Genomic DNA, 16578 nt, shown 5'->3' with positions numbered 1-16578 from the left:
TATCGCAATGACGTTATGGAAGTGCATGAACTGGCGGGTGGAAAGAAGATGGGTGGCGGCCTCGAAGAATCCGTTTAAGTGAGCAAAAGAAGCTTTCACTTGATCCGCCCTTCGGGCTTGGGGCAGCATTGCCTTACCACCGTCCAGGGAGGCGCCAAGCGACCGCTCATCGGCCATCCGGGCCTGCTGTTTGTCGTGCTGTTGGTGTTGATGGGCATTGCCACCGCCATCGGCGCGCTGGTGTTGCGCCGTCTGCGACCCCTGGGCAGCGACGGTCGGGACGACTTCAATATCATCCAGGGCGCCACGCTAACGCTGCTGGCGCTGCTGATCGGCTTCACGCTGTCGATGGCCGTTGGCCGGTACGACCAGCGCAAGAACCTTGAGGAAGAGGAAGCCAACGCGATCGGTACCGAGTACCTGCGCGTGGAGTTGCTGGAGCGGAACACCGATGCGCTCAAGGCGCTGCTGGCGCGCTATCTGGACCAGCGCATCCACTACTACCAGACGCGCGAGCACGGGCAGCTCGACGGCATCGAGGCCGCGACTTCCCAGATCGAAGACGAGATGTGGAAGCTGGTACGTGGCGCGGCCCGTGAGGCGCCGACCCCGATCACGGCGCTGGTGGTGGCCGGCATGAACGACGTCATCAACTCCCAGGGCTATACGGAAGCGGCCTGGCGCAATCACATACCGCTGGCGGCATGGGGTCTGATGATCATCATCGCCTTTTGCAGCAGCCTGATGCAGGGCTACGGCGCGCGTACCGAAAGCACGAAGATGGTGCTGCTGCTGGTGGTGCCGCTGACCGTGTCACTGTCTCTGGCGTTGATCGCCGACATTGACAGCCCGCGCGGCGGGCTGATCCGGGTGATGCCCCAGAACCTGCTCAGCCTGCAGGCTTCGTTGAAACCGTAGCCCGGATCGCGCGCTGCGCGGCAGCCCGGCCAGGCTGCCGGGTGTGTCAATGCACGGTCTCGCCGCGAATCAGCAGGACCGGCTTGTTCGACTTCGAGATCACACCCTCCGACACGCTGCCCATGATCACCCGCCGCATGCCGCGTCGGCCGTGGGTGCCCATGATGATCAGATCGGCCGGCCAGTGATCGGCGCACTTGACAATGGTCCCGGAGATATTGCCGGGCGAGACTGGCTTTTCGGCTAGTTCGGTCAGACAGCGCACGTTGGCGTTCTCGAAGCGCCGTGCGGCGGAAGCCAGGGCCTTCTGGCCCACTTCGATCATGCCGCCCACGATCTGGCTGGGATCGATATGGGCATACTCGAAGAACAATTCGCTGTCGTCCACCACGAACAGCACCTTGACTTCGGCCGACAAATGCTTGGCCAGGCCCACTGCCTGTGAAATGGCCAGCTCCGAAGACGGGCCGCCGTCCACCGCCACGAGAATCCGTTCGTACATCGATCCACCTCCGCATTGACGTTGTCTCGTAGACAAGCATAGTCCGCGGCATGGCTTGTTAATTGACCTGTATCAAACGCCAAGCAATAGCAGAAACTTTGTTTTCAGATGTACGAAGGGATGGATACGTCACGATGTTCGGATACGATACGCAAAGGACAAACGCTATCGACCTTCATACGATGACTGTTGCCCCTGCAGCCATGCCAGCCCCGACGGCGAACGCCACGGCCTTGCGTTCGCACCGTCGTCTTTCACACGTTTCCACGCGAGTTTCCGCGCGGGCTCCTTCCCGAATCGCCCTCCTGGCCAGCGCCGGTGCGGCCTGGCTGCTGTGCAGTGCCACGGCCGCATGGGCCCAGCCGCCACAGGCGCCGGGCCTGCTCTGGTTTGCCGATGGACGCCCCTCGCAGGCTGCGCAAGCCGCGGTCAAGGCACTGAATGGTGCCGGTACCGATGGTCTGGAGCCGCACGACTACGATGCCGACGGCCTGCAGCGCGCGCTGGCGCAACTGGTCGATACCCAGGCTGCCCCGCCAGACGCAGCGCAACGCTTTGACGGTGCGCTGACGGGCGCGATGAAGCGCTACCTGTCCGATCTGCACCGGGGCCGGGTCGATCCGCGCAAGGTCCACGCGAATTTCTCGGTCGGCAATCTCCCGCCATTCGATCCGGAGAGCTACCTGCGCAACGCCATGGCGGCCAACCGCTTGGCCGACGCGATGCGTGAAGCCGCGCCGTCGTTCCCGCTCTACGGCACCCTGCGCGACGCGCTGGCGAAGTATCGCAAGCTCGCAGCCGAGCCGTTCTGGAAGCATCCCCTGCCCGCCATCGCAGGCGGCAAGCTGAATCCGGGGCAGGCCTACAGCGGCCTGGCGCAACTGGCACAGCGACTGGAAGCCCTGGGCGACCTGCTGCCCGCCGGCACGGCGGTGCCGCAGCGCTACGAAGGCGCGCTGGTCGATGCCGTCAAGGCGTTCCAGACGCGTCATGCGCTGGATGCCGATGGCGTGATCGGCGCGGGTACGCTGGCGCAGCTCAACGTGACACCTGCCGCGCGGGTCGACCAGATCGCGCTCACGATGGAGCGCCTGCGCTGGACGCCGCTGACCGACGGCCCGCGCATGATCGTGGTGAACGTGCCGGAGTTCGTGCTGCGGGCCTACGACTACGACGAAGGCAAGCTCGACATCAAGCTGGAGATGAAGGTCATCGTGGGCAAGGCGCTCGATACGCGCACGCCGCTGTTCAAGGAGGACATGCGCTATATCGAGTTCAGCCCGTACTGGAACGTGCCGTCGTCGATCGCACGCAAGGAGGTCATTCCGAAATCGCAGCGTGATCCCGGCTATTTCACGCGCCAGGGCTTCGAGTTCGTCTACGGCACCCAGGCAAACGCCACGTTCAGCCAGGCCAATGTCGATGCGGTGCTGAACGGCCAGGCGCGTATCCGCCAGCGGCCAGGCCCCCTCAATGCGCTGGGCGACATCAAGTTCATCTTCCCGAACAACCAGGCCATCTATCTGCACCATACGCCCACGCCGCAGCTGTTCAATCGCGGGCGGCGCGATTTCAGCCACGGCTGCATCCGCGTGGAAGACCCCGTCGCCCTGGCGCAATTCACGCTTCAGGGCATGCCCGAATGGACCCCGGAACGTATCCGTGAGGCAATGACGGCAGGCAAATCGAAGACCGTCGCGCTACAGCAGCCGGTGCCCGTGGTGCTGGCCTACGGCACTGCCATCGCGCGTGCCGATGGACGGGTATACTTCGTGCCTGACATTTACGGACAGGACAAATTGCTGGACCAGGCGCTGCGGCAGCGCACCGGTGCCAAGCCTGCCGTACGGCCTTCCTGAATGCCGCGCCGTTGTAAAACTTTCCATGTCTGAATCCAGTTCCAACCAGCGTCGCCGTTTTTTTCATCGTGCCGGCGCCATCGCGCTGGGCGCGGGCCTGTCGACGCTGGCGCCCCGTGCTGCGCTGGCGGCGCTGGGACCCGATGCCCGCTCGCTGTCCTTTGAACACACCCATACCGGCGAACACCTGTCGCTGGTCTATGCCATGGGCGACCAGGTGCTGCCGCAGGCGCAGACCTCGCTCAACCACTTTCTGCGCGATCACTACTCGGGCACGGTCGGGGACATCGATCCGAAGCTGTTCGTCCTGCTGTTCGCGCTGCGGCGCGAGGTCGGCAGCGAAGCGCCTTTCCAGGTGATTTCGGGCTACCGCTGCCCGATCACCAACGAGCGCCTGCGCAAGACCCGTGGCGGTGGCGTGGCCAAGCACAGCCTCCACATGGACGGCATGGCCATCGACATCCGGCTGCCTGGCGTGGGTCTGGCAGACCTGCGCGATGCCGCGCAATCGCTGCAGGTGGGCGGCGTCGGCTTCTACAAATCCGAAAACTTCGTCCACGTCGACACGGGACGCGTGCGGCGCTGGGGCTAGGTGCGCAGCCGCGCGCCGATCGCCCCGCCCAGATATGTCACGATTTTGTCGGAAAACCGAACAATCCATCGACTTCGGTGCTTATTGTTTCACATGTATGACATGAGACGTCCCTAGACTGCGTCCTCTTCCGACGGCCCGCTTGCCGTCGTTCTTTTTGAGGACCCCTCTCATGTCTATTTCCCAGCCCGGGATCCCGTCGGCCATCGCGGTCGCGTGCCTTGCCCTCCTGCTCAGCGCCTGCGGTGGCGGCGACGACAACAATCAGAACAACGCCAGTGTCACACCGCTGGCCGTGCCGGCGCCGCCGGCCGACCCCGGGTTTGTCGACAGCGCGCCCGTACAGGCATCGGTGCTGCCGTTTGTCGACAACATCGCCACGAACCAGCGCGGTGACGCGCGCTACGCAACCGTCGACACCAATGCCGGCGTGCGCCTGGTCACGGGCTTTCTCGATGTCTGGGAACCGCTGACGCGCCTGGTCGATGCCGGTGCGCCCGCCGCTGCCAACGGTTCCTTCCCGGCCGTTGCCGCGTCCACGTGGACCGGCTTGCCGAACGACGGCACGGTGGGTGGTTCGGTGACCAACGCCGCCGCGCACAACGCCAACGTCCAGTACGTCATCAACGCGACCACGCAGCGCACGGCTGCGCAGGCCGAAGCCGCGTATTACGACGATCGCCGGGGCAAGAACTACAGCGTGACGGACGGCATGGGCCCGCTTACGGCGGCATGGCGTGCCGCCGCCCAGCAAACCACGACGATCACAAGCATCCCGGCCGACGCCACCACGGTCAAATATGACGAAGGCGGCAACAACACCGGCGTGGCGGGTGCGGGCAACGCGGCGTTCGGCGATGTGATCACGATGGTCAACAAGGTGGGCGACAACGCCTCGACCGAGCCAGCCAAGCGCTTCTACAAGTACGCCCGGCCGTATCGCTGGAACTCCAGCGTGGTGCTGGCGCCGACACTGGTGCCGGCCATCAGCGCCGATCCGACGACCGACGGCGGTTTTATCAGCGGCCACACTGCCGAAGCGCTGCGCAACGCTGTGGTGATGGCCTACCTGGTCCCGGAACGGTTCCAGGAAATGCTGAGCCGTGGCATGGAGCTGGGCGAAAACCGTATCCTCGCCGGCATGCATTCGCCGTTCGACGTGATCGGTGGCCGCATGCTCGGCATTGCCTCGGCGGCAGCCAATCTCTATGCACCGGCCAATGCCACGCTGAAGGCCTCCGCTTATGCCCAGGCCCACACCACGCTGATGACGGCCACCGGTACCACGCCGGCCACGTTCCGCACCTTCGCGCAGTCAGGCACCGCCAGCAATGACCGATTCAGCGACTACGCGGCCAACAAGGCCAACTTCCTGCGCCGCATGACGTTCGGCTTCGCGCAGATCGGTTCGGCCACGGTCGACCCGGTGGTACCCAAGGGTGCCGAGGTGATGCTGGAAACGCGCTTCCCGTATCTCAGCGCCGACCAGCGTCGCGTCGTGCTGAAGACCACTGAAGTTGCGTCGGGCTACCCGGTCATGGACGACGCGGAGGGCTGGGGCCGCCTGAACCTGTTCGCCGCCGGCGACGGGTATGGCGCGTTCAACGGCAACGTTGTGGTCTCGATGGATGCCAGCAAGGGTGGATTCAGCGCCGGCGACATCTGGCGCAACGATATCGGGGGCGCCGGCAAGTTCACGCTCTCCGGCACCGGCAACCTGAAGCTCGGCGGTGCCAACACGTACTCCGGCGGCACGCAGGTGGCAGGCGGCGCGCTCGAGGCAGTGTCGGCCAAGGCCTTTGGTACCGGCGACGTCTACCTGGGCACGGGATCGGTCATCATCAATGCGCCGCAAAGCGTGGCAATTGCCGGCAAGTACACGCAGCTGGCCGACACCACGCTCGATCTGCGCGTCGGCCCCAACGGGCAGGGCCGCATGACCGTGGCGGGCGTCACGACCATTGCTGGCGGCACGCTGCGCATCGCGTTTGTCGACGGCTATGCGCCCAAGGCTGGCGACACGATTGCCGTCATCACCGGCAGCAGCATCAAGGGCCAGTTCGGCACGGTTGCCGTGGACGGCTACAAGGCCACGCCGGTCTACTTGTCAAACGGCGTGCAGATCCGCATCGACGGCTGATCTGGCGTGCAGTGAAGTCCCCTGTCGCTACGCGTTCGCGTGCGCGACAGCGGGACAGCGCCGCAACTCATCCCCTCGCCTCCCGCCGCACCGCCTGCGGCGGCATGCCGAAGCCCCGGATAAACGCCTCGCGCAGGTGCCGGCGGTCGCGGAATCCGGTCTCTTTTGCCACCACGTCCAGTGGATGGCGGCTTTGTTCGATCATCAGCCGCGCGGCCTCCAGGCGCAGGCTTTCCACGGCCTTGGCCGGCGACTGCCCCGTTTCGGCCGTGAAGACGCGGCTGAATTGCCGGGGGCTCAGGTGCACGGCGCCGGCCAGGTCTTCCACGGTCAGCGGCTGGTGCAGGTGCTTGCGTGCGTAGTCGAGCGCACTCTGGATGCGGTCCGACTTGGGGGCCAGGTCCAGCAGTTCGGAGTGCTGCGACTGGCCGCCGGAACGTCGCTGGTACATCACAAGCTTGTGCGCCACCGACCGCGCGACATCGCCTCCGAGGTCCGTTTCCACCATCGCCAGCGCCAGGTCCAGCCCGGCCGTCATGCCGGCCGACGTCCAGATCGGTCCGTCGACGATATGGATGCGGTCGTCCTCCACGCGAACCTGCGGGTGCGCGCGCTGCATGTCCCGCGCGTAGAACCAGTGCGTGGTGGCGCGGCGGCCATCGAGCAGTCCGGCCTCGGCCAGGATGAACGCCCCCGTGCAGATCGATGCCACGCGCCGTGCCCGGGGCGCCCCCTTGCGCACGAAATCCAGCACCGGCTGCGGTGTGGGCGTGGCCACGGGGTCGGCCGCGCCGGCCAGGACCCAGGTGTCGATGGTGACCCGTGTGCTGGCTGGCCGCGTTTCCACCGCCATGCCCAGCGACGAACGCACTGGCCCGCCCGCCACTGAGTAGCTTTCGATCCGGTAGAAGGGCTCTCCCGCCACCAGGTTGGCGTACTCGAACACGCTCTGCGCCGCCAGCGCCATCACCTGAAAGCCATCCATCAGCAGAAATCCCACCCTGTGCATGCCGCCACCCCGCTTTTTGTCCCATGTCATGAAACATGACTATATACGTCATTTCGGTCAGGCGTGAACCGGCCTACGATGCTTCACATGGATGCGACGCATCCGAACCCACCCCACCGAACGGAGAAGCATCATGACGCAGCAACAACATCTGGGTACGGCACTGGTTACTGGCGCATCGTCGGGCATCGGCGCGATCTACGCGGATCGCCTGGCACGGCGCGGCTACGACCTCGTGCTCGTGGCGCGCAATCGCGACAAGCTCGACGCGCTGGCGCGCCGCATTGCCGACGACACCGGCCGGGCCGTCGAAGTGTTTGCTGCCGATCTCAACGACCGTGCTTCGCTGGCCCGCGTGGAAGACAAGCTCCGGTCCGATGCCAGCATCACGCTGCTGGTCAACAACGCGGGCATCGGCACGCACACCCCGCTGTTGGACAGCAACGTCGACGCGATGACCAGGATGATCGAGCTGAACGTCACCGCGCTGACGCGCCTGACTTACGCCGCCGTGCCCGGCTTCGTGGCGCGCGGCAAGGGGGCGATCATCAATATCTCGTCGATTGTCGGCATCGCGCCGGAGGTGCTGAACGGGGTCTACGGCGGCAGCAAGGCGTTCGTGACCGCGTTCAGCCAGTCGCTGCATCATGAAGTGGGCGCCCGGGGCGTGCGCGTGCAGGCGGTGCTGCCCGGCGCCACGGCCACCGATTTCTGGGAGGTCGGCGGCCTGCCCGTGGAGAATCTGGACCCTGCCATCGTGATGCAGGCCACCGATATGGTCGATGCCGCGCTGGTCGGCTACGACAACGGCGAGCTGATCACGATCCCGTCGCTGCACGCCATCGAGCACTGGAACGCGTACGAGGCGGCACGTGGCGCGATGTCCGGTGTGCTCTCGAACAGCACGCCGGCCCCGCGCTACGTGAAGGCCTGACGTGTCACGCGGCCGGCTGGCTCAGGAATGGCAGACGAGGCCGTCCTGCAGCTGGCTGGCTTCGTAGGCCACGTCGCCGGCGCGCTGTTCGCGGGCGCGTTGCAGGGCGCCGTCGCGGCGCCAGTCGCGGACAGCCTGCTCGAACCAGACGGCGGACTGGGGATCGGCGGCATGCAGGCCGATGCGCGCGGCGCTGGCGTCAGCCTGAAGATCGCCGTCGAGCTTGCGATAGAAGCGCCATTCCTGCAGCGTCAGCAGGCGGGCCACGACCGGCGTATCGTCGGCAAGTGCCTGGCATTCGCCAGCCAGGAACCCCGTGGCCGCGCGAATCGATGAGGCGTAGACCTTCGGCACGCCCTGAAAGTCCTGCGCGATGCGCGTGGCGTAGGCGCTGCCCTGCCCCACGCAGACCGGCTGGCCCCGCAGGTCGTCGGTACGCTGGTAGCGGCTGCCGCGCAGCACCAGCAGCGATCCTTCGCCGATGGCGTAGGCCGACGCAACTGGCACGACCGGCGCGTTCGACACCACCGCGTCGCCACCTGGTGTCGGGGTCGCGCCCGCGATGACCACGTCGACATCGCGTTGCGCGGCCTGCCACGCCGATGATCCCGGCTCGCCGGGCAGGCCGGCAACCTTCAACGTCACCCCAAGACGATCCGCTACATAGCGCGCCATGGCCACGTCGAAGTGATCGGGCTCGGGCGGCGTCGGCGCCTTGGGCGGCGCGGGGCGCGCGTATTGCCGCACGCCCACCACCAGCGTGCCGCGTTGCTGCACCGTTTGCAGCCACGGGCCAGGCGCGACGGGCCGGTCTATGGCATAGGCGGCAAAAGCGGCATATGCCGTGGCGATGCCGGCCAGCGCCAGCAGCGCGGCCAGCCAGCGGTATCCGCGCAAGCTAGCCATTGAGCGTCAATCCCTTGCGCCAGCGCGTGAGCCGGCGTTCCACCACCGCCAGCACATAGTTGAGCGCCAGCCCCAGCAAGGCCAGCAGCAGGATGCCCGCGTACATCGTCGGAATCTGGAATACCTCCTGCGAATTCAGCGTCAGGAAGCCCAGCCCCGAGTGAGCACCGATCATTTCGGCCGCCACCAGCGCGGTAATGCAATACGTGCCCGCCAGCCGCACCCCGGTGAAGATCGACGGCGACGCCGCCGGCAGCACCACCTTGCGGAACACGAACAGGCGGTTGGCGCCCATCGAGCGCGCCGAATCGATCAGCAGCCGGTCTACCTGCTTGACGCCGCTGATCGTACTCAGCAGCACCGGCCAGAACGACGCCCAGAAGATGATGGCCACCTTGGACGTCTCGCCAATGCCCAGGAACAGGATGAACACCGGGAACAGCGCAAAGGCCGAGGTCTGGCGGAACAACTGCAGAATCGGGTCGACGATGGCCTCGAAGCGGGTGAACCATCCCATCAGCAGGCCCAGCACCACGCCCAGCACGATGGCCGACAGCAATCCGTACAGCGACCGCTGCAGGCTGGCAAACAGGTGCTTGAACAGCGCCCCGCTGCTGACCAGATCCCAGATCGTGACGATGATCTGCGACGGCGGGCTCAGGTAGGCGTCGCTGACGATATGCAGGCGCGGCACCAGTTCCCAGACCAGCAGGAACGCGACGATGCCCAGGACGCCCAGGGCGCGGTCGCCCAGGCGCGAAAGCGAAGCGGCGCGGCTCATGATGCGGCCTTCGCCACGCCGGCGGTCGCGGGTTCCACTGACTGTCCAACCTGCTGTCCGACCTGATGTCCAACCGGCGGTCCCACCTGGGCGCGCTCGCCATGCAAGCGTTCGCCCGGGTTGGCCGTGGCGCCCAGCGGACGCGGCGCGGCGGCCGGGTTGGCGAATTGCACTTCGTCCTTGAGGATGTCCCAGGCCTGCTGGCGCAGCCGGATAAAGGCTTCTGAATTGCGCACCTCGGCGGCGCGCGGGCGTGGCAATGGTACGTCGATGATCTGCTTGATGGTGCCGGGGCGCCGGGTCATCACGGCAATCCGGTCGGACAGGAAGATGGCTTCGTCCAGGCTGTGCGTGATGAATACGATGGTCTTGCGCCGCTGTTCCCAGATGCGCAGCAGTTCGCCCTGCAGGATTTCACGGGTCTGGGCATCCAGCGCGGCGAACGGCTCGTCCATCAGCAGCACCTCGGGCTGGTAGGCCAGAGACCGGGCGATGGCCACGCGCTGCTTCATGCCGCCCGAGATCTCGTGCGGATAGCGCTGGCCAAAGCCAGTCAGCCCCACCAGTTCGAGGTATTCCTCGGCGATCGCGCGGCGCTTGGCCCTGGGCACGCCGCGAATCTCCAGTCCCACCTCGATGTTCTGCAGCACGGTGCGCCACGGGAACAGCGCATAGCCCTGGAAGACCACGCCCTGCGCTGGGTGGATGCCGCGCAGCGGCTGGCCATCGATGGCGATGTCGCCGCCCGTGCGTTCGGTCAGCCCGGCGAGGATGCTCAGAAACGTGGACTTGCCGCAGCCCGACGGCCCGAGGATGGAAATAAATTCGCCCTCGCGGATATCGAGGTCGAAGTCGCGCAGCACGGCCACGTTGTCGGCGCGGCCCGCTTCATCGCGCACGGCGTAGTCCATCTTGACACCGCGCGCCACGATCTTGTGGCTCATGGTGGGCGTCCTATGCCTTGGCGAACGGGTTGAAATCGTTCGTATAGATGTCGCGGGCGGCTACCTTGCCGCGGGTCAGCTTGCCTTCGGCCTCCAGCACGTCGATGTAGTACTGGATCGGCGGCTCGGTGACCACGAGGTTGTCCACGTAGGCGTAGCGGTCGACGAAATCGAGCTGCAGGTTGATGCGCTTGGACACCAGCTTGCGCGCCTCTTCGGGGTTGGCGTTGACCCAGTTGGCCGCCTTGGCCAGCGCCGTCACCACGTCGCGCACGTTCTCCGGGTGCTCGCGCAGGAACTTGCCATGCACGCTGTACGGCTGCATGCCGCCCAGACCGCCATCGAGGTCGAAATCGCTCCACAGCCGCGTGAGCTTGTCGGCATGGTCGGCACGGCCCGAGAACGGCGCGTGGATGATGGCCAGGTCGGTGTTGCCGGTGGCCAGCGTCTGCTCGGCCTGGTCGTCCGGAATCACCACGAAGTTGATCTTGTTGACGTCCACGCCCTTCTGGCGCAGGAACGTCTTGGTCACGAACTCGGCGCAGGCGCCGAAGCTGTTGATGCCGATGGTCTTGCCTTCCAGGTCACGGGGGGCGCGGATGCCTGAATCCTTGCGCACGAAGTACTTCATGTGCGGGGCGTCCTGCAGCGTCTTGTTGCCGGCCGCCACGATCTTGAGATCGGCGCCGGCCGCCACGGCCGAGATCACCAGCGGCACCATGCGCGAGCCGAAATCGATCTCGCCGGTGCCGGTCAGCGGAATGATCTGCGGCGCGGCCACCTTGCCGATGTAGTTCGGCCGCGTATTGGTGCCCTCGAAATAGCCAAGCTGGTCGGCCAGGTAGACCAGGTCGAAGGTGGGATTGTCCGGATACTTGAAGCTGACCTTGTCGCCGGCCTTGCCGATCACGGCCGGGGCGCTGGACTGCGCGGAAGGTTTGGCAGCGGAGTCGCCCTTCGAGCAGGCGGCCAGCAGCGGACCTATGCTGCCGGCCACTGCCAGCGATGCAAGTTGCTTGAGCGCGCCACGGCGGCCGGGCGCGGGAGAGGTAAGTTCGGAGGCCATATTGTTGTGTGATGAGTGCAGTTTCCGTTCGCAGTATTGCGAAGCGCCGCACTCTCACACAACGAAGACTTTTGTCTATCGATATCGGATTCGCCGAGAGTCAGTCGATGCTGGCGCCGGAATCGCGCACGAGCTTCGACCACTTCACCGTGTCATGCTGGATCAGGGTCGAGAACTGCGCGGGGGTGGACGTCAGCGGCGATGCGCCGGCCTGCAGCAGCTTGTCGCGGGTGCTTTTGTCCTGCGCGATCCGGGCGATCTCGCCCGCCAGCTTGCCGACCACATCGGCCGGCATACCCTTGGGTCCCACCACGCCGAACCAGACGTCCGCCTCGTAGCCGGTGATGCCTGCTTCGGCCATGGTCGGCACGTCGGGCAGCGCAGGAGAGCGCGTGGCGCTGGTCACGGCCAGCGCGCGCAGCCGGCCAGCCTTCACGTGCGGCAGCGAGCCTGGCAGGTTGTCGAACATCAGTTGCACCTGATTGGCCAGCAGGTCGGCCATGGCCGGGCCGCTGCCCTTATAGGGCACGTGGGTGATCTGCACGCCCGCCATCGACTTGAACAGCTCGCCGGACAGATGATTGGTCGTGCCATTGCCCGCCGACCCCATGTTCAGCGCGTTGGGGTGCGCCTTGGCATAGTCGACCAGTTCCTTAACGCTCTTCGCGGGCACCTTGGGATTGACCACCAGGATATTCGGCACGCCCGCGAACAGCGCCACGGGGGTGAAGTCCTTCTGCGCGTCGAACGGCAGGCGCTTGTAGAGCGAACTGTTGATCGACTGCGTGCCCACCGTGCCGAACATCAGCGTGTAGCCATCGGCCGGCGACTTGGCCACCACGTCAGAGCCGATCGTGCCGCCCGCGCCGGGCCGGTTGTCGACGATCACCTGCTGCCCCAGGGCTTCGGACAGACGGTTGGCCAGCACCCGGCCCAGCAGGTCGGTGGTGCCGCCCGGCGGAAACGGTACGACCAGGCGAATCGGCTTGTCGGGGAACGGGCCCGCGACAGCCAGCGGGGACGTCAGGGCCGCGCCCAGTGTCAGGCAGGCGGCGGCGAAAGCATGCGCAATCGGTTTCATGGGGGGCGGATCTCCGGGTCGGACAGTCGTGGAAAAAGGATCGCGGGCCGGCTATGGGCGACTTGGCGATGTGGCTACGGATGCCGGCTGGCGAGTTGTTCGACCGCGTGCTTCATCGTGGCACGATTCGTCTCCACGGTGTGGTGCAGCGCGTCGATGGCATGGCGGTCTTGCGCCAGCGCGGCAAGCTGGGCGTCGACCTGATCACGTACCAGGTCCGGCGCGGGGCCGCCGGCAGCCAGGCGCGCGGCAACGCCCTGCTCCGGGTCCAGGCAGCGCGCCACGGATGCGGCATCCAGCGCCAGCGCTCGGCCGATGTGATGCACCGCCGCCCGGTTCACCATGTCGCTGTCGATCTCGCAGGCGGGGATGTGCCGGTCCAGCGCCTCGCGCACCACCGCGCCCACCACATGGTGGGCCTCGCGGAAAGACATGCCGGCGTCACGCACCAGCATGTCGGCCAGGTCGGTGGCCGAAGAAAAGTCGCGGCGGGCGCGCGCCAGCATGTTGCCGCACTGTGGCGTGGCGTTTTCCAGCACGAGCTTGAGCAGGCTGGCACAGCGCAGTGCTTCGTCCGTGGCCTCCCAGAAGCCACGCATGCTTTCGCGGTTGCCGTCGCCGCTGTGTGTGAAGTGGCTGCCCTTCAGCGCGGCCAGCGACGCCGTCAGCAGGCCAATCATGTGCCCGCCCTTGCCCTTCAGGTATTCCAGCACGACCGGGTTTTTCTTCTGCGGCATGATGCTCGACGTGCCGGCCACGCTGTCCGGGAAGTCGATCAGGCCGAACTCCGGCGTCGCCCAGACATACAGGTCCTGCGCCACGCGGCCCCAGGTGACCGTGGCAATCGTGATGGCGGACAGGATTTCCCAGGCAAAGTCGCGCGAGGCCACGGCGTCGAGCGAATTCGGCGCGTAGGTGGAAAAGCCCAGCCAGCGTGCCGTGGCCGCCCGATCGATCGGGAACGCCGTGCCGGCCAGCGCGCCCGCGCCCAGCGGGCAGGCATCGAGGCCATCCAGTGCATGGCGCAGCCGGGCGATATCGCGCCCCATCGCCTGCGCCACGCCGGACAGGTAATAGCCATAGGTGATCGGTTGCGCGGCCTGCAGGTGCGTGTAGCCGGGCATCACTGCATCGGCGTGGGCGGCGGCTTGTTGCAGCACCACGTCGCGCGTATCGGTCAGGGTGGTCAGAAGCGCCAGCACGGTATCGCGGGCGCGCAGCCTGTCGTGCGTGGCGAGGATGTCATTGCGGCTGCGCGCCACATGAAGACGGCCGCCGGCATCGGCACCCGCCACGGCCATCAGGCGCGCTTCGTAGTTGAAATAGGCGTCTTCGCGCTCGGGGTCCAGCGGCACGGCGGCCGGGCCGTCTTGCTCGATCTGGCGCAGCGCCCGGGCCAGCGTGCCCGCCACATCGGTCGGGATCAGGCCGGCGCCGTGCAGCATCAGCAGGTGTGCCTGGTTGATGTCGGTGAGATAGCGGAAGCCGGGGCCGAATTCACGATGCAGCCGCGGCAGGTAGATGTGCTCGCAGACTTCGGGGGCGGTGGCTTGCGTCAGGCGGCGGCTGACCTTCGATTCCATGCTTTCTCCTCGTTGTTGGAGCCCAGTATGGGAATCGGGTCGACATATCGTCAAATCAGCGGTTTCATCGTCCGCATACGGATTTGATATACCATCGGCGCACGTCCACCTTCCCTTTGCACCGGCGCCAGTCTCATGAATTTCAAGCAGATCGAAGCGTTTCGTGCCGTGATGCTGTCCGGTTCGATGACCATTGCGGCCACGCAGCTGCACACCTCGCAGCCCAATATCAGCCGGGTGATCGGCCAACTGGAAAAGGCCTGTGGCTTCCGGCTGTTCACGCGCATTGCCGGGCGCCTGACGCCCACCGTGGAAGCCGATGCGATGTTCCGCGATGTCGAGCGGGCCTTTGTCGGGCTGGACAGCCTGCAGGCGTCCGCGCGCTCGATCCGCGAGGTGGGTGTCGGCACGCTGCGCGTGGGCACGGTGCCGTCGATCGCCATGACCGTGATGCCCCAGGCGATTGCCCGCTTCCGGACCCTGCATCCAGACGTGCCAATCGCCGTGCACACGAGCGATTCACCGACCGTGGCCAAATGGACGGCAGCGCGGTTCTGCGACGTCGGCCTGGTGTCTTACCTGGTGGAAATGGCGGGCATCCAGAGCGATCCCCTGCACCGCGAGGCCGGTGTCTGCATCGTACCGACTGCCCATAGCCTGGCGAAAAAACGACGCGTGCGTGCCGGCGACCTGGCCGGCGAACCCTTCATCTCGCTGACGCACGGCGACGGTACACGCGCCATTGTCGACGCCGCGTTTGACCCCGACCGACGCGTGCTGACGCTGGAAACCCCCTACGCCGCCACCATCTGCACGATGGTGGAAATGGGTCTCGGCGTGAGCGTGGTGAACCCGCTGGTGGTGCGCAGTCTCCGGTTCCCCGGCCTGAAGGCACTGCCATTCGAGCCCGCCATCGAATTCGAGAGCTTCGTGCTGGTCAACCAGCAGCACCCCGTGCCGGCACTGGCCCAGGAATTCCTGGGTTGCGTGCGGGAGGTGATGCGGGGGTAAGACTAATCGAATATTTTCGCTGATTAATGCGTTTGCAATATCTGATAATGCAGGAATAGTTCAACCACTGGAAATCGCGTGCGCCCCGTGCCAGAATCGCTCGAAAATCCAAATCAGGGGGTGAATACCATGGACTTTATCGACGAGGTGCGTACGCTTGCGGCACGAGTCGCCGCCGCGAAGGATATGGTTCAGACCGAGGAGGCCACCAAGAATGCGATGGTCATGCCATTCATTCATTTACTCGGATACAACGTATTCGATCCCCTTGAAGTCACCCCGGAACTGATTGCGGACGTCGGAACGAAAAAGGGCGAAAAGGTCGACTACGCGATTCTCAGGGAAGGGAAGCCGATTATTCTTTTTGAATGCAAGAAATCGGGAGGCGACCTCAATATCAACCATGCGAGCCAGCTCTTTCGATATTTTCATGTGACAGAGGCCAGATTCGGCGTTCTGACAAACGGCACGACCTACCGGTTTTTCACGGACCTCGAAAAGCCGAACAGAATGGACGAGAAGCCATTCTTTGAATTCAATCTGATGGATTTCAGAGAGCAGGATGTCGAGGAACTGAAGAAGTTTGCCAAAGCCGCCTTCGATCTTGAGAACATCCTGACCACGGCGAATCATCTCAAGTACACCCGCTCGATCAAGAACACGCTGGCCGCCTGGATGGCCGAACCTCCAGAGGATTTTGTACGCCTGGTCTCGGCAGACTTCCTCGCGGGCAAGCAATTCCGGGCTGCTATCAAGGACCAGTTCACCCAGATCACCAAGCATGCTTTTCAGCAACTGATTGCCGACAAAATCAATGAACGCCTGAAAGGTGCCATGAGTCCCGAGACCTCATTGATTCCGTCCGGTAAGGCCGAGCTGAGCGACGCTGAAGAGCCAGCGGGTCCGGTCGAGCCATCGCCCCTGGAGATCGAGGCATACCAGATTATCCGGGCCATCCTCAGAACGGTGGTGCCACCTTCGCGGATCGCCATCAGGGATGCTGCAACTTACTGCGCGATCCTGTTCGACGATAACAATCGGAAGCCCATTTGCCGGCTGCGCTTTAACAACGAGGCGCGCCTTGTCATTGGCATATTCAACGACGCCAAAGAGGAAGAGCGGGTGCCGTTGCAGAATGTGGATAGCATCTTTGACCTTGCCGAGAAGCTGAAGACATGCGCCATCAGCTATCTCAACCCTTCCAGGCAAAAGCCATCGGATACGGAAGTGCCGGCAGGCCAGGAATAACCGG

The 16578-nt window shown here is 65.2% G+C and carries 15 protein-coding genes; 7 read left to right on the top strand and 8 right to left on the bottom strand.

Annotation, left to right across the window (positions count from 1 at the left end; all coding sequences use genetic code 11):
* Positions 1 to 210 precede the first annotated feature (210 nt).
* Positions 211 to 918: a bestrophin-like domain gene (locus CYJ10_RS28345; protein WP_101684805.1), complete on the top strand. Its 708-nt coding sequence runs from the start codon at positions 211 to 213 to the stop codon at positions 916 to 918.
* A gap of 46 nt (positions 919 to 964) precedes the next feature.
* Here CYJ10_RS28345 and CYJ10_RS28340 read toward each other — a convergent pair whose 3' ends face one another.
* Positions 965 to 1420 (bottom strand): universal stress protein, encoded by a 456-nt coding sequence (locus tag CYJ10_RS28340; protein ID WP_101684757.1) that lies wholly within the window; start codon positions 1418 to 1420, stop codon positions 965 to 967.
* A 203-nt stretch (positions 1421 to 1623) separates the two neighbouring features.
* Here CYJ10_RS28340 and CYJ10_RS28335 point away from each other — a divergent pair, with 203 nt between their 5' ends.
* From CYJ10_RS28335 to CYJ10_RS28325, 3 genes are all read left to right on the top strand, one after another.
* Positions 1624 to 3279 (top strand): L,D-transpeptidase family protein, encoded by a 1656-nt coding sequence (locus CYJ10_RS28335; RefSeq protein ID WP_101684756.1) that lies wholly within the window; start codon positions 1624 to 1626, stop codon positions 3277 to 3279.
* A gap of 25 nt (positions 3280 to 3304) precedes the next feature.
* On the top strand, positions 3305 to 3871 hold the full coding sequence (locus tag CYJ10_RS28330) for a YcbK family protein (protein WP_101684755.1): 567 nt from the start codon (positions 3305 to 3307) through the stop codon (positions 3869 to 3871).
* A gap of 172 nt (positions 3872 to 4043) precedes the next feature.
* A complete protein-coding gene (locus tag CYJ10_RS28325) occupies positions 4044 to 6011 on the top strand; it encodes an acid phosphatase (RefSeq protein WP_101684754.1) in 1968 nt (655 codons plus the stop codon).
* Positions 6012 to 6078: 67 nt separating this feature from the next.
* On the opposite strand, the gene CYJ10_RS28320 is transcribed toward CYJ10_RS28325, so the two are convergent.
* Positions 6079 to 7020: a GlxA family transcriptional regulator gene (locus tag CYJ10_RS28320; RefSeq protein ID WP_101684753.1), complete on the bottom strand. Its 942-nt coding sequence runs from the start codon at positions 7018 to 7020 to the stop codon at positions 6079 to 6081.
* Positions 7021 to 7153: 133 nt separating this feature from the next.
* Between CYJ10_RS28320 and CYJ10_RS28315 the strand changes: the two genes are divergently transcribed.
* Positions 7154 to 7954, top strand: coding sequence for an SDR family NAD(P)-dependent oxidoreductase (locus tag CYJ10_RS28315; RefSeq protein WP_101684752.1), 801 nt, complete (start codon positions 7154 to 7156; stop codon positions 7952 to 7954).
* Positions 7955 to 7975: 21 nt separating this feature from the next.
* Here the strand turns inward: CYJ10_RS28315 and CYJ10_RS28310 are convergent, their stop codons facing one another.
* The 6 genes from CYJ10_RS28310 to argH form a co-directional block, all read right to left on the bottom strand.
* Positions 7976 to 8860, bottom strand: coding sequence for a transporter substrate-binding domain-containing protein (locus CYJ10_RS28310; RefSeq protein ID WP_101684751.1), 885 nt, complete (start codon positions 8858 to 8860; stop codon positions 7976 to 7978).
* On the bottom strand, positions 8853 to 9641 hold the full coding sequence (locus CYJ10_RS28305; RefSeq protein WP_101684750.1) for an ABC transporter permease: 789 nt from the start codon (positions 9639 to 9641) through the stop codon (positions 8853 to 8855). The genes CYJ10_RS28310 and CYJ10_RS28305 overlap by 8 nt, the downstream gene beginning before the upstream one ends.
* The gene (locus tag CYJ10_RS28300; RefSeq protein ID WP_101684749.1) at positions 9638 to 10585 is read right to left on the bottom strand and encodes an ABC transporter ATP-binding protein; all 948 of its coding nucleotides are present in this window, start codon (positions 10583 to 10585) and stop codon (positions 9638 to 9640) included. The genes CYJ10_RS28305 and CYJ10_RS28300 overlap by 4 nt, the downstream gene beginning before the upstream one ends.
* 10 nt (positions 10586 to 10595) lie before the next feature.
* A complete protein-coding gene (locus tag CYJ10_RS28295) occupies positions 10596 to 11651 on the bottom strand; it encodes an ABC transporter substrate-binding protein (RefSeq protein ID WP_101684748.1) in 1056 nt (351 codons plus the stop codon).
* A gap of 100 nt (positions 11652 to 11751) precedes the next feature.
* Entirely contained in the window at positions 11752 to 12732 is a 981-nt protein-coding gene (locus tag CYJ10_RS28290; protein WP_101684747.1) for a Bug family tripartite tricarboxylate transporter substrate binding protein, read from the bottom strand.
* A 74-nt stretch (positions 12733 to 12806) separates the two neighbouring features.
* Positions 12807 to 14315 carry an argininosuccinate lyase gene (gene argH, locus CYJ10_RS28285; protein WP_101684746.1) on the bottom strand — a complete coding sequence of 503 codons (1509 nt, stop codon included), beginning with the start codon at positions 14313 to 14315 and terminating at the stop codon, positions 12807 to 12809.
* 135 nt (positions 14316 to 14450) lie between these two features.
* Here argH and CYJ10_RS28280 point away from each other — a divergent pair, with 135 nt between their 5' ends.
* Positions 14451 to 15326, top strand: coding sequence for a LysR family transcriptional regulator (locus CYJ10_RS28280; protein WP_101684745.1), 876 nt, complete (start codon positions 14451 to 14453; stop codon positions 15324 to 15326).
* Between the two features lie 129 nt (positions 15327 to 15455).
* Positions 15456 to 16574, top strand: a complete 1119-nt coding sequence (locus CYJ10_RS28275; protein ID WP_101684744.1) for a type I restriction endonuclease — start codon at positions 15456 to 15458, stop codon at positions 16572 to 16574.
* Positions 16575 to 16578: the final 4 nt, after the last annotated feature.

Source organism: Cupriavidus pauculus (genome assembly GCF_002858765.1).
Classification (GTDB): Bacteria; Pseudomonadota; Gammaproteobacteria; order Burkholderiales; family Burkholderiaceae; genus Cupriavidus; species Cupriavidus pauculus_B.
This window is presented reverse-complemented; position numbering and strand designations above follow the sequence as displayed.